General features: G+C 50.2%; 12 protein-coding genes. 5 read left to right on the top strand and 7 right to left on the bottom strand.

Annotated elements, in window-relative coordinates:
* Nucleotides 1-38 precede the first annotated feature (38 nt).
* The 3 genes from JVX88_RS08430 to atpD all read right to left on the bottom strand — a co-directional run bounded on the left by JVX88_RS08430 (nucleotide 39) and on the right by atpD (nucleotide 4,673).
* A complete protein-coding gene (locus JVX88_RS08430) occupies nucleotides 39-2,438 on the bottom strand; it encodes a fibronectin type III domain-containing protein (protein WP_211626890.1) in 2,400 nt (799 codons plus the stop codon).
* 261 nt (nucleotides 2,439-2,699) lie between these two features.
* The gene (gene atpC, locus JVX88_RS08435; protein WP_211626891.1) at nucleotides 2,700-3,098 is read right to left on the bottom strand and encodes an ATP synthase F1 subunit epsilon; all 399 of its coding nucleotides are present in this window, start codon (nucleotides 3,096-3,098) and stop codon (nucleotides 2,700-2,702) included.
* A gap of 63 nt (nucleotides 3,099-3,161) precedes the next feature.
* Complete coding sequence (gene atpD, locus JVX88_RS08440; protein ID WP_211626892.1) at nucleotides 3,162-4,673, bottom strand: F0F1 ATP synthase subunit beta; 1,512 nt, start codon at nucleotides 4,671-4,673, stop codon at nucleotides 3,162-3,164.
* A gap of 482 nt (nucleotides 4,674-5,155) precedes the next feature.
* On the opposite strand from atpD, the gene JVX88_RS08445 reads away from it, so the two are divergent.
* Entirely contained in the window at nucleotides 5,156-5,509 is a 354-nt protein-coding gene (locus JVX88_RS08445; protein ID WP_211626893.1) for a hypothetical protein, read from the top strand.
* Nucleotides 5,510-5,549: 40 nt separating this feature from the next.
* On the opposite strand, the gene JVX88_RS08450 is transcribed toward JVX88_RS08445, so the two are convergent.
* Nucleotides 5,550-6,524: an electron transfer flavoprotein subunit alpha/FixB family protein gene (locus tag JVX88_RS08450; protein ID WP_211626894.1), complete on the bottom strand. Its 975-nt coding sequence runs from the start codon at nucleotides 6,522-6,524 to the stop codon at nucleotides 5,550-5,552.
* 252 nt (nucleotides 6,525-6,776) lie between these two features.
* On the opposite strand from JVX88_RS08450, the gene JVX88_RS08455 reads away from it, so the two are divergent.
* Entirely contained in the window at nucleotides 6,777-7,070 is a 294-nt protein-coding gene (locus tag JVX88_RS08455) for a hypothetical protein (RefSeq protein WP_211626895.1), read from the top strand.
* Here the strand turns inward: JVX88_RS08455 and JVX88_RS08460 are convergent.
* From JVX88_RS08460 to JVX88_RS08470, 3 genes are read right to left on the bottom strand one after another with little or no spacing between them, the layout of a single operon-like run.
* Nucleotides 7,002-8,303: an E2/UBC family protein gene (locus JVX88_RS08460; protein WP_211626896.1), complete on the bottom strand. Its 1,302-nt coding sequence runs from the start codon at nucleotides 8,301-8,303 to the stop codon at nucleotides 7,002-7,004. The genes JVX88_RS08455 and JVX88_RS08460 overlap by 69 nt on opposite strands.
* Nucleotides 8,296-9,342 (bottom strand): cyclic GMP-AMP synthase DncV-like nucleotidyltransferase, encoded by a 1,047-nt coding sequence (locus tag JVX88_RS08465; RefSeq protein WP_211626897.1) that lies wholly within the window; start codon nucleotides 9,340-9,342, stop codon nucleotides 8,296-8,298. Before JVX88_RS08465 ends, JVX88_RS08460 begins: the two co-directional genes overlap by 8 nt.
* A gap of 15 nt (nucleotides 9,343-9,357) precedes the next feature.
* Nucleotides 9,358-10,407: a CBASS cGAMP-activated phospholipase gene (locus tag JVX88_RS08470; protein WP_211626898.1), complete on the bottom strand. Its 1,050-nt coding sequence runs from the start codon at nucleotides 10,405-10,407 to the stop codon at nucleotides 9,358-9,360.
* Nucleotides 10,408-10,513: 106 nt separating this feature from the next.
* On the opposite strand from JVX88_RS08470, the gene JVX88_RS08475 reads away from it, so the two are divergent.
* Genes JVX88_RS08475 through JVX88_RS08485 form a run of 3 tightly spaced genes read left to right on the top strand, consistent with a single transcriptional unit; the run spans nucleotide 10,514 to nucleotide 13,798 of the window.
* On the top strand, nucleotides 10,514-10,897 hold the full coding sequence (locus tag JVX88_RS08475) for a helix-turn-helix domain-containing protein (RefSeq protein WP_211626899.1): 384 nt from the start codon (nucleotides 10,514-10,516) through the stop codon (nucleotides 10,895-10,897).
* 21 nt (nucleotides 10,898-10,918) lie between these two features.
* Entirely contained in the window at nucleotides 10,919-11,719 is an 801-nt protein-coding gene (locus JVX88_RS08480; protein WP_211626900.1) for an ImmA/IrrE family metallo-endopeptidase, read from the top strand.
* A 48-nt stretch (nucleotides 11,720-11,767) separates the two neighbouring features.
* On the top strand, nucleotides 11,768-13,798 hold the full coding sequence (locus JVX88_RS08485; RefSeq protein ID WP_211626901.1) for a UvrD-helicase domain-containing protein: 2,031 nt from the start codon (nucleotides 11,768-11,770) through the stop codon (nucleotides 13,796-13,798).
* The last annotated feature ends 52 nt before the right edge of the window (nucleotides 13,799-13,850 follow it).

A 13,850-nucleotide genomic window follows, 5' to 3' on the forward strand; every position in this document is an offset into this window, starting at 1 on the left:
ATGAGTAAACTTCCGTTGGCGGCAGGCAATTATTCTGACTACGAAACTTCTATCAACTCCACACCTTCTGCCTCTACCGGAATCGTTGCCCCTTCGGCGACTTTGGTGTTGAATACATCTTTGTTCCGTTCTGGCAGGTAACCTGCTTGTCCCTTTAATAATCGTTTAAGGACGGCGACCTCTACTAAATGAAAATAGCGGCCGTTCCAACCCGATTCAAGTTCGCTAGCTAAACTGCCTGCCATTGCCGCGATATCTGCATCAGAGATGCGCTTTGCAGAGGAAAGATCTTTTGCGATCAAGTCAGCATTGCTATTGAATGCCGTATTAAACGCGGTAAGCGATCTCGTAACTGCATCCGTCAGAACATCCGGCAATCTTTCCCATTCAGCAAGCGTTTCAAGCGAAAAGCTGCATTTGATCGTCCCCCCCGTCTGGGTGTAGGTAATTGCATTGGTCGCCGCACCAACTCCAAACCTACCGGTTGCGTTAACCGTACCGCCTTCAATGATAATGATACTTCCAGTTGAAAAGCCCATCGAATTTCCGGTAGCTGTTCCGATATTGAATGTTCCTTGCGTCATCCGGAGCAGACCTAATAAAGTCGGCGAACCGTTTTGACCGTTAATCGTGAAATTCGGATTATTAACCCAAAGACCGGCAGTCGAAGGAATTGAGTAACCCGCCGTTTGGAATACAGTATTCGAAAAGATGTTGGTTCCAGAGAATTTAACAATTCCGTTAAAGGTTGCCGTATTGATGAAACCTATGGAGCCGCCAGTAGCTAAACCGCGAACGCTCATATTTGATAAATTAACCTCGAGCGTCGGGCTTGTCGGGGCGATCGTTCCTGTTCCCTTACTTATCGTCAAAAGCCGTAAATCGGTCGTTGGGCCCGTGCCGCTAAAGCTGTTATTGGAAGTTCCGGTAAATCGAAGTTCCGCACCTGCCGTGTCACTGTTCGTGCTCAGATCCAATATTCCATCATTTGTCAAATTACCGCCGACAGACAAAAGATGGGTAGTCGTGGTACCAGTTGCTGCCGATTGCACTGTTCCACCGCTGTTAATTGATAAATTAAGCCCTATTGTCAAAGTGCTTACCGGAGTATCAATAAATTGAAGAGTCCCCCCGTTTTGAACCGTAACATTCAAAGCTGTCGCTGTCGTTACATCGACGGTCACGGTGCAACCTGAACCGATGGTTACGTTATCGACAACGGTTGGAACCGTTCCGTCCACCCAAGTTGCCGTATTGCTCCAGTTTCCGCCAGTTCCCGCACAACTGTCCGAACCGGGAGCAGCGGTTGCCTGACTTCCTGATACAAAGCTGCTCAGAGCTCCCTCTGTAACTGCATAGACTCTGTATGTGTAGGTTGTTCCGGGAATTAAGCCTGTATCTGTAAAAGTTGTAACATCCGCCAGTGTTTGCGTTACAAGACTGAAATTACTCCCATCAGGAGAACGGTAAATGACAAAACCGAACTCATTGGATGAATTGTCTGTCCAATTAACGGTCATTCCTGTTTGTGTAACACTCGTAAAATTCAATCCGCTTGGAGCGATCGGAACATTCGGAGTAAATGCATAACTTTTTGGAGCAGTTATCGCATTAGTTTGAGCATTAGCCGAAGTTACGTAGGAAACCGAATCAGTTGCCGTTGTAACACTTCCGAACGAGGTCGAAGATGAGCCGATACCGGCCCCATAACCGCCGTTTGCTGTTGAATTTGCACCTAAGTTTCCATATACAAAATGTATAGAGCCGGGTGTCATCGAACTCGAAGATTCATCGATCCAAACTTGAAATGTTCCGATAGTTAATCCGGTCGTGCAGCTTGTCCCAAACGTAACCATATTCTGCCACTCCACGATCAATCGTCGTGAACCGGGCGACCCTATCACCTTGGAATGCACCCTGCCGGTTGCCGAGGTGCAAAGATCATCCCAATATGCAGAGATCTTCGGATTATCGGTCAGTGTTGCAAAATCATTTATTCGTCCGCTTGCACCGTTACTTACAACTACCGGCCCAAATCGCATTAGACCGTTTGCATTAACTGAGAATTGCGTATAACGAACCCCATCAAACCAAAAATCGAACCCTATATTTGTTACTGCGGAAGCCGTGTCATCAGCACTTGCTCCTACAAGCAGGGTCGTGCCGGTGGACATATCTTCAAGCGCGACACTTGTTTGAAAACTGAACGGATACGTCGATGCGGTTATCAAACTGTTGGAAAAGAAGGTCTGTGCGAATTTGCTGAATTCGACTATTTCCTCCATCTGTTCAACTTTTGGGCCCAAAACTTGCCGGTCAGAAATTTCTGCCCGCTCCATTTGTGCGGGTTGGAACTGCGCCAACGCAGAAGTTAAAAACAAAAAGATAAATCCAAAGCCAAAGGTAATTTGTCCCGTAAAAGTTTTGAGTCTTGTCATTTTCTTTTCCTTGTTATTTGGTCGGAACCCTTAACCGCGAAACTTCTGCACAGGCGATACACACTCGTAGCCGCTGCGCATCGAAGCCATCAGGGATAGTTCGTTAATTATTCGAGATGAACTCTATTACTTCTTGAGTGATGTGAGGCGATTATACGGAATTTCAATAATTTAGCAAGTGAAAACGCACAAAATTCAAAACCGCCGACTCAAACGATGAGCGGCGGTCTTTCAATAGAGAATTTCGATCTCTGTCAGATCTCAGCCACGCGCAACCGTGATCTTAGCATTAGCATGATCGATCTTTTCCCGAATCGACTCAGTCTCTTCAACAGCAGATGAGGCAACAGATGCCAGTTCGCGTTCGGCTTCTTCCTTCTCCAAACGTGCCGACTGAAGATCTATATCGTCGGCGGAATCAGCAAAATCCGTTAATACGGAGACCAGATCTTTCGAGACCTCTACAAAACCGGTAGAGATCGCGAGACGTTCGACATTTCCTTTTTGTGAATAAGAAAGAACTCCCGGCTTCAACGCAGAGATCAAAGGGGCGTGAGCAGCCATGATGCCAACCTCTCCGGACAAGGTCGGCACGGTTACTGAGTCCACTTCGGCATCAACAACCTTTTTCTCAGGTGTTACTATTTCGAGTCTTAACATATAAATGAGCAGAGGGGCGGAAATAGTCCGCCCATCATTCTTAAGAGCCAATTATCTAATTATCTAGGCAGCGGCAGCCATCTTCTTGGCCTTTTCACGAGCCTGCTCGATAGTACCGACCATGTAGAATGCCTGTTCGGGCATATCGTCACACTTACCCTCAAGGATCTCTTTGAAGCCCTTGATCGTATCTTCTACCTTAACGTATTCGCCCTTGAGACCAGTGAATTGCTCACCAACAGTAAATGGCTGCGAGAAGAAGCGTTGGATCTTACGAGCTCGGGCGACCGTCAATTTATCATCCTCGCTCAATTCATCCAGACCCAGAATTGCTATTATATCTTGCAGGTCTTTGTAACGCTGCAAAATGCGCTTTACTTCCTGCGCCGTATTGTAATGCTCATCGCCGACGATCTGAGGATCGAGTATTCGCGAGTTAGAGGCGAGCGGGTCAACTGCCGGATAGATACCAAGTTCAACGATCTGACGCGACAGAGCCGTAACAGCGTCAAGGTGTGCGAACGTCGTTGCGGGTGCAGGATCAGTATAGTCGTCCGCAGGGACGTAAACAGCCTGGATAGACGTAATAGCCCCTGTCTTCGTCGAAGTGATGCGTTCCTGCATCTCTCCCATCTCGGTAGCGAGGTTGGGCTGATATCCCACCGCCGAAGGCATTCGACCAAGCAAAGCAGAAACTTCAGACCCGGCCTGCGTGAACCTAAAGATATTATCGACAAAGAAGAGTACGTCGTTTCCTTGATCACGGAAATATTCAGCCACGGTCAGACCAGAAAGGGCAACACGCAATCGTGCTCCGGGAGGCTCAGTCATCTGACCATAAACAAGCGAAACCTTTGAATTCTTGATCGCTTCACGATCAACCTTTGTCAGATCAAACGCGCCGGTCTCTTCGAAGCTGTGCATGAAATCATCGCCGTAGGTGATGACCTTCGATTCGACCATTTCACGCAGAAGGTCGTTACCTTCACGAGTTCGTTCTCCAACGCCGGCAAACACTGAGAATCCGTCGCGACCCTTAGCGACGTTGTTGATCAATTCCATGATCAATACCGTCTTGCCTACGCCGGCACCGCCAAAGAGTCCGATCTTACCACCGCGAAGGAATGGCTGGATAAGATCGATGACCTTGATGCCGGTCTCGAACATCTCAAGCTGCGTCGATTGTTCGTCGAACGTCGGAGCGTGGCGATGGATGGGATAGCGCGTGTCTGAAACGACCTCACCTAGTTCATCTACGGGCTCGCCAACGACGTTCATTACGCGTCCAAGTGTTGCATTACCAACCGGTACGGTTATAGGCCCGCCAAGGTCCTCGACCTTCATTCCACGGATCATTCCGTCAGTCGGAAGCATTGAGATCGCACGCACGCGGCCCTCGCCCAAATGCTGCTGAACCTCTGCTATCACGTCCACTTTTTGTTCGACATCAAAGCCGTCTGAAGTTATACGAAGCGCCTGATGGATCGGCGGAAGATGGTCTTCGAATTCGACGTCCACGACCGGCCCAATGATCTGCACCACCTTGCCGATCTTCACGTCCCCGTTGTTTGCCATTATATTAAATTGCTCCTGTAATAGATGGAAAATCTAACTTTTTACAAAGGTGTAAGAATATCACAGCAAAAAGCCTCTCCGCAAAGGCGGTCATAGGGTTGGTAAAAATCGACAAATGTTAGGATATGAGCATCCGGCTCTCCCAAATCGGATCAAAAGATCAGGTATTGCAGAGGGGTCGGCTTACTTATGGGAATTAAAATCCCAGCATTTTGGTGTCCATGCAACCGTTTGTGTAATCGCGAGAGTTTGTCCGAAATCATTTAATATCATCTGAAAAGAGGATTGAGAGAGTTTCTCTCGATACCCTTTAGTTTGGTTATATGTGATGGGATTTTTTTCTTTCCGTTTGAGATACATTCTTGATATTTAATTCGCTTGTCGATTCATTGAGATCGGAGCTTCAAGCATCACCTGCTGAAAAATTGTCCGAAATCTTTCGTTTTGCCTAAGATCTAAAAAAAGCGGATCCACCAGTGCAAATGGCACCTAAAGGATCTCTTCTTTACAGCGATCTCAAGCTGGTCAATGGCATTTTCCGCCTGCCCGAGTTTTGCAAACATTCTTGCGCAGTCATATGGACCAAAGCACCGAACCGAACAACCCAACAAGCCTCAACGAATTTCAACATCTCCGGCAATGGAACAGTTGGCGGCACATTGTCCGGTAACATCGTGAATGCCACAACACAATTCAACATTGGAGGAAATCGCGTCTTCAGTATCGGAGGAACGGACAATACTTTTATCGGACGGGCGGCTGGCCTAAACAAGATTAGTGGGGGTGAGAACTGTTCTTTGGCCGCAATGCAAGCGGCAGCAAACAAAAAGGCCTGAAGAGCGGAGCTCCGGGCCTGTTCATTTTTATCACTAGACGTTAACTCTTTGCTTTACTTATCTCTTCGATCATCACGGGAACCGCCTCGAAGAGGTCGCCGACAATGCCGTAATCGGCTATGTCGAATATCGGGGCTTCACCATCTTTGTTTATTGCAACAATAGTGCCCGAATTCTTCATTCCGACAATATGTTGGATGGCACCCGATATGCCTAACGCAATATATACCTTCGGTGCAACGGTCTGTCCAGATGAACCGATCTGACGGTCGATCGGAAGCCATTCGCTGTCGCAGATCGGTCGAGAAGCTGCAAGATCGGCACCAAGGGCGTCGGCGAGTTGCTGCGCAAGCGCGAGATTTTCCTGCGATTTGATCCCGCGGCCGACCGCAACGATGACCTCACTTTTAGTAAGATCCACCGACGCTTTTGCTTCCTGAAATGGAGGTTCAGGAGACATCCGCAGATCGCCGACAGAAACATCCATCGCTTCGACTGCCGCACTTCCCTTCTCAGCGTTATCGCCGCGAAACGCTCCGGATTGGAACGTGATGAAATAAGGAGCTTCGCCGCCGAGAGTTACATCGGCATCGAGTTTTCCTAGAAATATACGGCGCGTAAGTACTAGCTGTCCACTGCTCGCAGAATAACGGATGCAGTCGCCGACAACTTCCCTACCTAGCCTTGCCGCCACTTTTGGGGCAAAGTCGCGGACTTGATAGGTATGCGACATTACAATGTATGTCGGGTTGATGGTTTTTATGACCTGCTCCCATGCATCAGCATAGCCATCGGGAGTGTAAGTGCCGAGCTTTTCATTCTTTGCAACGATCACTTTTTCGAGCCCGTAACCCGCTATCTCCTGCGCCAGTGAACAATCCTTGTCACACGGCAACACAGCCGAAACCTTGAGACCCAAGTCCTTACCAATGGATTGAGCTGCTGCGATCGCTTCAAGCGAGATCTTGTTCAGTAAACAATCCTTGTGTTCGATAAATACCAATATTTCACTCATGGTAGTGGTTAAAAGGGAAATTATCTCAGAAGTGAGGTCCGCTCGCAAATTAATTGGGGTTCACGATCGCATTAGTTCAGACGTTCGGCATCTTTGGAATTGAGACAAGAGAAGTCTGTTGAAATATCCCTTAGATAGGTGTACCGTGCATTCATCGTTTCACATACACCACACAAGACCGCGGACCCCGATTATTTGGTTTTCTCTCGGTGCCTCAGCCTCTCGTAGATCTATTCTGAAAAGGAGAACCAAATGAAGAAAGAACCCAGCAAATGCCGGATGCTCTACATCCTCACGGTGTTCACGATGATCGTATTGATCAGCCAATCTGTGATCGGGCAATACGTTTGTCAATTGTCGGGCACTCCGATAGTTCAATCAGGCTCGCTAACAGCCGGCGACCCGACCGAGACAGGACGCGTCGTCCGCGGCGGCACTCCCTCTACGTGTGTTGGTAAAGCGAACACGTTGCAGAATTCAACGCCGGTCAATTATGACTCCTATACATATACATCGCCCATTACCAACCCGATGGTCGAAGCGTAGATGCGGAAAGTTCATCTGAAGCTCATCTGACATCCCTTTCGCCTTGTCTATACCAACGTACTTCGCGCCAAGAAAATGCCTGCCAGTGTTTGGCCAGCCGAGCTTCTGGTGATCGATAAACGTCGTTGTGCCGACGCCGGCGGTCGCGAGAGTTTTCGCAACCAAGCTTCCGATAGACCCGCAGCCGATAATAACCACGCGCTTCGAAGCCAGACTAAATTGCCCTGCGTCAACATCACGGCCGTGAATCCATGCATGGTCCGCCCTCTCGACCTCGTGACGGGTTACGGGTTCGGCAGCGTTAAGGTACCTGGTCGCAAGGATGTCTTTCGGAACGTGACCCGGCCGAAAGCCTTTGGTCAGCGGCGAACCCTCCTTCGAATAAGGACTGCTTGAACCCTTTGGTTTACTAACGCTGACGCCGGCAAAACATATTCCGGTCGATGCGCGAGCGCCGATAAGCAAGTCGAACCCGTCTTCAGCGGCAACTGCAAGCGATCGGAGCACTCGCAGTGCGTTCTCGTCGCCTAACGCCCGCACGGCCTCCAACACACCTGCATTTCTCTTCGGATACTGATCGGGAAGCATCGGGCGCTTCAGCCAGATCAGGCCCGCAGGATAGGTCGCAAACTGCTTTTTGTCGCCCAGGTTTCCAAGCCACTTGATCAATGCTTTTTCATCTTCGGCAAATGTGTAAGAGCTTGCCCCGTGCCAGACACGGATAATTCGGCTCGGTCCGATCGGGTCAAGAAGGCTCCGGAAATGCTTTGCGGACGGCGTGTCGACTCTGCCCCAATAGGAAAGAAACTCATCGCGAAAATCCTCATGGTTCTCGCCCGCGTAAGATTTCTCAAGCAGCCCTACGGCATCGGAAAGCAGCTGCTTTACAACTTCGACGGGCTGGGCGGGGTCGACAAGCGCCCCATCGAACAACAGACACAGCGTTCCGTCTTCTTCGATATGCGGATAGGTAAGGATCGTTGGAGGCGGCACCAAGCCGAATGACGGAGGGGCATATGGAAAATCGAAAGGAAGAAGCAGGTTCAACGTTGTCTTCTTTCCGCCGATCACCCCTTCGAACCGCCAACCTTCCCTAAAGGATTTTTTCGTGTACTGGGCCGTAAGCTCGACAGACGAAAGCGGTCGGGCCGCCAGCTGCGTGAGAATCGGATCCTCCAACTCGCTGACAGCCCGAACAAATTGTTCGTCGTCGATCGAAATCAACCTAGGCATATCTCCCGCCGCCATCCTTCTTGACCGGGTTCGATGGAGAGCTATAGCCGCTCGAAAGAAGCCCGCCAGCAGCGGCCGCACCAGACTTATTGCCCTCGTCACCTTCCTTTTCAAGTTTGTCGGTGAAATAGGTTGTGTTGAAGACCTTGTCCCACGCTTTCATCGCTTGCTTACGGGTGCAGTCGGATGCGAACAGGACGTCGAGATCGGCGATCGCTTCGGAGAGTTTTTCCTTGAGGAATTTCGCCTTCGAATCCGCATCACCCGAAGTGATCGTCGAATCAGGCGTAACGGGGTGCTTGACGACCAGGTCCGCTTCGAGGCGATCGCGGATCGCTTTCATCGTGTCATATAGGGAGGTGTCTTCCCGGTTCAGATTCGCAGCAAACTTCTCGGTTACGAGCTTTGTGATCATGAAGCCGCTGCCGATCTTGCCTTTCCAACTGTCGCGGCTCTGCGAGAATTTTTTAATGAAACGGGTAACGCGGCGGAGCTGGCGGCCGTTATTCGTGTCAGGGCTCTTAGTTTGATTCTCTTCGTTGAACCAAGCGGTTACGTCGCGAGCGTCTGACCGTTTCCAATCGGAGGCGGCGAGCTCATAAAAGTCGATGACGTTTCCAATCGAATCATACTCTTCGACCCGCCGATAAACGGGAAGGTCCACGTGATAACCCTTCTCGTAATAGACACGAACGCAGTTCTTTCGAACCTCGGGCGGAGTGTTGAACTTTCCATCATCGACGGCGTCACGAACCATCTGACGAGCCTGGAGCGAGGTTTTCCCGCCAAGATCGTCCTTCGCGAAATAGACGCCGTCGTCGATGTCGTAGTCCTTGGCCTTGTGCTTCACCATCGTCTTCATGGCATAGGAACCCTGCGAGACGAACTCCTCTGCCGCGGGCTTGCCGTTATCCTTCAAGCCCTTCTTAACGCGATCCCGGTTGCTGTTGCGACGGTCGCGCATCTCGGTCCGCTCGGTCTGCGGAAGTGTAACTTCATCGTTGTGGTAGTTGGTTACTTCTTTTGAACAATTGAACATAGATTTCCTCACTTCTCATTTACCTTGATCTGCACCATCAGCCGGCACCCTACGGAATACCGGAGAGGCCGCCCGTTCACGAAAGAACCCAAGAATCTCGGGCTTTCTCCACCAATCATGCGCAACCGTCTCGCCATAAAACCTTAAGGTCTTCAGGCTGGTTGCGGCTGCATTGTCGAGATCGATGATTGCGCTATGTTCGGCGGAGAGAGCCGGGGACGGAATTCGGGTGTACTCGACCGGGAAATTGAGTGCCGGGACCAGAAGCTCCACGGCCCGCTCGGTGGCTCGCTGCTGGCTTTCAAGCGTGGCGTTAAATATTCTCGCCGGTGCCGCTGAGACGAGACGCAGTTTTCGCTTACCTTTCGGCGGGTGCCCGATCGTCGGCGACAGCGTCGACACAGACAATAGCTGCAACTTGTCGTACAGTCTATTTCTTCCTACAAAGAACCGGGCGGCCTCAATGAGGCCTACTAGCGAAGGGTTGTTCGCCCACAGTCCACCGTCAACGAACTCGGCTCCCTCATTTCCATCCGCCATGGCGACCGGAAAGTAGAACGGCGCGGCCGCGGTGGCGAGAGCTGCATCCAGCATTGAAACTTCGGCGTCGCGACTGAGAGTATCGTGATCAGTCTTAAAAATGTATGGCGAAGCATTCGAAAAGCTAAGCGTCGGAATGCAGAGGTAGGAATTGGAATCCTGCATTTGCTTCTTACCGACGATCGACAAGACGGATCTGCGCAACACCTTATCCGTATTCCGACTGTTTGGAAACAACAGTCCCTTCTTCTTAAAGTACCGAACTGCGAAGTTTCGTTCGGGAAAGATTTGCGGACCCCACTCGATGTAGAATTTTACGATCTCCTCGGCCGTCTTTCCCGCGGCGAGAGCGAGCGCGATCAAACCGCCCGTCGAGGTTCCGCACAACAGGTCGAAGTGCTCGGCGATCGATCCGTGCTTTTTCTCAAACTCGGCCAGAATGGTGGCTGTAAACAAACCTTTGATCCCGCCTCCATCAAGCGACAACACCTTGAATGATCTCTCACTGTTCCGATCTAGATCCATGCGAACTATTCCTTGCGTACAATTTCCACATCCACTACTATGGACATGGACTGTCCACAACCATATATCAGTGGAGATGGACTGTCAACCTCCATACTCGGAAATCATGACTTTTGGCAAAACATTGCAAGAGATTCGAAGAAGGAAAGGCAAAACTCAGCGAGAAGTAGCCAACCTGATTTCGATGGATTATAGCTACTACTCCAAGTTGGAAAACGATCGTCTCGGATCAAAGCCAACTCGCGAAACGGTTGAAAAAATCTCAGATGCGCTGGAGTGTGACGATCTGGAAAAAAATGAACTGTTGCTTTCCGCTGGGAGGACAACGGAGGAGTTCGAACAGGTCGCGAAAGCCGTAAGTGAGGAGCCTGAGAAGAGTGCGTCCTTCAACAGGTTATTCAAGGCCGCATTGGATCTGAGTCCCGACAAACTGGAGGAAATTGTAAAGGACGTCGAAGAGGAGGTGCGGAGACTAAAGTCCAAAAAATAGCGCTCTAGTTTTACACGTCGAATGAATTTTCACGGTGTCCAAATCCCTGTCCCGTCTCGCTTCATTAGTTTCGATGAAGTGGATTCGATTGCTCAGAATTTCGACCGATTGTATCGAGAACAAACCGCCGAGAAAGGCTTGCAATTGGATATCGAAAGATTTCTTGATTGGCTTGAGATCTCCTACTTCTGGGATGACTTGAAGGAGTTGGAGGGTGCGACGTGCTTTGCCCGTATCGACGTCGACAACGGGAATACCGTGGAAATCAACGAGCATTACAGGGACCTCTTCGAGGATCGTCCTGACGTATATCGAGTATGTTTAGGGCACGAGGCAGGGCATCTTGCATTAAATCACCCCGCGTTCTTTTCGACGGGCGACGCGCCGACTTTTTTTGGTGGAAAAGCTGATAGCCGGTTTTTGCATAAGGAATCTTGGAGCCAGTATGGCTTAACGAGCACCGAAGTAAGGGAACGAATAGCCGCAACAAATGCTGCCCGGCAAATCCTAGTAAAGAATGCCGTAATAAGTCCGGGGGCGTACGATGCAATCAAGCTGATCGATGACAAATGTGAGCCTGACTGGATGTTCCGGCAAGCCGAACATTTCTCAAGGTGCATCGCAATTCCGAGAGCTAAACTCTTTGAAATTCTTGAACAAGATCCACTCCGGCATGGATGGGGGCCCGTCTACTCCTTGGCAAAAAGCTTTGGAGTGCCTCCGAGTTCTATGAAAGTACGACTCGAGAAGCTGAACCTTATTCAAATCGGCGCCGACGGCAAGCCGATGCCGGTAGTTAGTCCGCAAGGCTCATTGTTTTGAGCGGGTTTAAATGCAGACGGAAAGATGAATCGAACATGCTGAACAACTATGTCCATAACCCTTGAGCAGTTATGGGAGGAATCCAGATTTTCGCCGAACCCCTCCCAATTTGAAGCAATAAACCATGTTGATGGACCATTATTCCTTCCGGCTGGGCCGGGTTCGGGAAAGACGCGCGTGCTCTTGTGGCGCACTGTAAATTTGATCGTCTTTCACGGAGTTGATCCGAACGAGATCTTCCTAAGCACCTTTACCGAAAAGGCTGCATTTCAATTGAAGCAAGGACTGCAATCGCTTCTAGGATTAGTCACAAACCACACGAACCAGCCCTACGATCTATCCGGAATGTTCATCGGCACGGTCCATTCTCTGTGCCAGAGATTGATCACCGATCGCAAATATTCGCCCGACAAGACGAGGCCTCGGAGACCTCATGTCCTTGATGCTCTTAGCCAGTATTTTCACGTCAGCCGATTCCTGCGGGAAGCACTCCCGAAGTACGAATTTGACCACACCACCATCAATCGACTCTTTTCACGTGGTGATTTTGTTAGCGAATCGAGAAATAACGCAATCAACAATGCAATCAATGTCTTTAACCGCTTCTCGGAGGATTGTCTTCAATCCGACGACCATATAGTCAGTGCAGATGACTTGATCGTTCCGATGCTGACACTCTACAAAGACTATCGTTCGAGCCTAGTCACGAACGGTGGAGTGATGACCGATTTCTCATTGCTGCAGGCGGAGGCTCTCGACCTTCTAGAGTGCCATCCCGAATCGGGATCGTTTTTCAAGCACGTGATCGTCGACGAGTACCAGGACACTAATACGATCCAGGAGCGCATCTTCTTTAAGCTGGCTGCTCAAAACAAGAATCTTTGCGTTGTTGGTGATGATGAGCAGGCTCTTTACCGCTTCCGAGGCGCGACCGTCGAGAACTTCGTCGAATTTCCGCAGCGATGCCTCACATACTTCGATCTCGCCCCACGTGAGATTCCGCTCAACGTCAACTACCGATCCCGAAGACGCATCGTCGATTTCTACAGTCAGTTCATGGACTGTGAGAATTGGGCAAAGCCTCAGGGTGGCGCGTATCGACTCGAAGGTAAGAACATCCAGTCTCACTCAACCGACTCAGCAGTTTCTGTGGTCGCGACGACTCCGGGCGAACGAACATTGGTCAATTCCGAGATCACATCTCTCGTCACCAGTCTTGTCAACGAGGGGAAGGTTCAGGACCCCAACCAGATCGCGTTTCTCTTCCCGTCACTCAAGACTGAGGCGGTTAGGTCGATGAAGGCGTCGCTCGAAGCAGCGGGCCACTTGGTTTACGCACCTCGTGCGGGACGTTTCCTGGAAGTCGACGAATCGATCGATGTCTTCGGATTGTTTGTCGAGATCCTTGATCCTCCGGAGAAGAATGGAGACTTTGGTGGCAAGGACTACGACGAGTTTCACGAGTGGCTAGATACAAGCGCGGCTCGGGCGCGTGTATTGATGCGAGAGGATCCGAATCTCAAGCGTTTTGTTGCCGATCGACGGGCCGAGGTAGAAACGGCAACCAAGGATTATGAACTTCTCTTAAATCGAGTCGAAAAAGAAGGATGGAACACTGATGACATCTTCGTTCCCGAGACAATGAAGAAGGTTCTTCTTCAGACAGCAGGCATTTCTGAGAAGGCACGAAAGTCACTCGGAAACGCTTACTTCGAGCGTATCATTCGCAAGCGAATCGAAGAAGGTAACCCATTCAAGCTTGGCTACGTCATGAACGCTGCTTCGTCGCTCGACTGGAATGTTCTCGATCTCTTCTATCGTCTGATCGGATTCGATCATTTCAAACGAATGCTCGACCTCGCAGAAAGCGGCGAAGACGAAGGCCCGACGTGCAATCTTGCTCTTATCTCTGGATACATCGCACGATATCTCGATGAGTTCACGTCAATTCTGGTTCGACATCTGCTGGCCGCTATTGGTCGTCGCAGGAAGATCAAGGTTTGCACCGCCGTTCTTCACCGTGAATTTGACCACATCGAAGGCAGCCTCATTCTTGTAACTTTCATGCCAAGGCCGTGAGGCAAAAACGCGAAGGGTGTGTTCGCCGTCCGGCACATTGCGCAACTCGAAC

The organism is Leptolyngbya sp. 7M (assembly GCF_018128485.1).

Excerpts from the sequence above, each read along its gene's own strand:
- JVX88_RS08430 (WP_211626890.1), bottom strand. The coding sequence starts at position 2,438 with ATGACAAGACTCAAAACTTTTACGGGACAAATTACCTTTGGCTTTGGA.
- atpC (WP_211626891.1), bottom strand. The coding sequence starts at position 3,098 with ATGTTAAGACTCGAAATAGTAACACCTGAGAAAAAGGTTGTTGATGCC.
- atpD (WP_211626892.1), bottom strand. The coding sequence starts at position 4,673 with ATGGCAAACAACGGGGACGTGAAGATCGGCAAGGTGGTGCAGATCATT.
- JVX88_RS08445 (WP_211626893.1), top strand. The coding sequence starts at position 5,156 with ATGGCACCTAAAGGATCTCTTCTTTACAGCGATCTCAAGCTGGTCAAT.
- JVX88_RS08450 (WP_211626894.1), bottom strand. The coding sequence starts at position 6,524 with ATGAGTGAAATATTGGTATTTATCGAACACAAGGATTGTTTACTGAAC.
- JVX88_RS08455 (WP_211626895.1), top strand. The coding sequence starts at position 6,777 with ATGAAGAAAGAACCCAGCAAATGCCGGATGCTCTACATCCTCACGGTG.
- JVX88_RS08460 (WP_211626896.1), bottom strand. The coding sequence starts at position 8,303 with ATGCCTAGGTTGATTTCGATCGACGACGAACAATTTGTTCGGGCTGTC.
- JVX88_RS08465 (WP_211626897.1), bottom strand. The coding sequence starts at position 9,342 with ATGTTCAATTGTTCAAAAGAAGTAACCAACTACCACAACGATGAAGTT.
- JVX88_RS08470 (WP_211626898.1), bottom strand. The coding sequence starts at position 10,407 with ATGGATCTAGATCGGAACAGTGAGAGATCATTCAAGGTGTTGTCGCTT.
- JVX88_RS08475 (WP_211626899.1), top strand. The coding sequence starts at position 10,514 with ATGACTTTTGGCAAAACATTGCAAGAGATTCGAAGAAGGAAAGGCAAA.
- JVX88_RS08480 (WP_211626900.1), top strand. The coding sequence starts at position 10,919 with ATGAATTTTCACGGTGTCCAAATCCCTGTCCCGTCTCGCTTCATTAGT.
- JVX88_RS08485 (WP_211626901.1), top strand. The coding sequence starts at position 11,768 with ATGTCCATAACCCTTGAGCAGTTATGGGAGGAATCCAGATTTTCGCCG.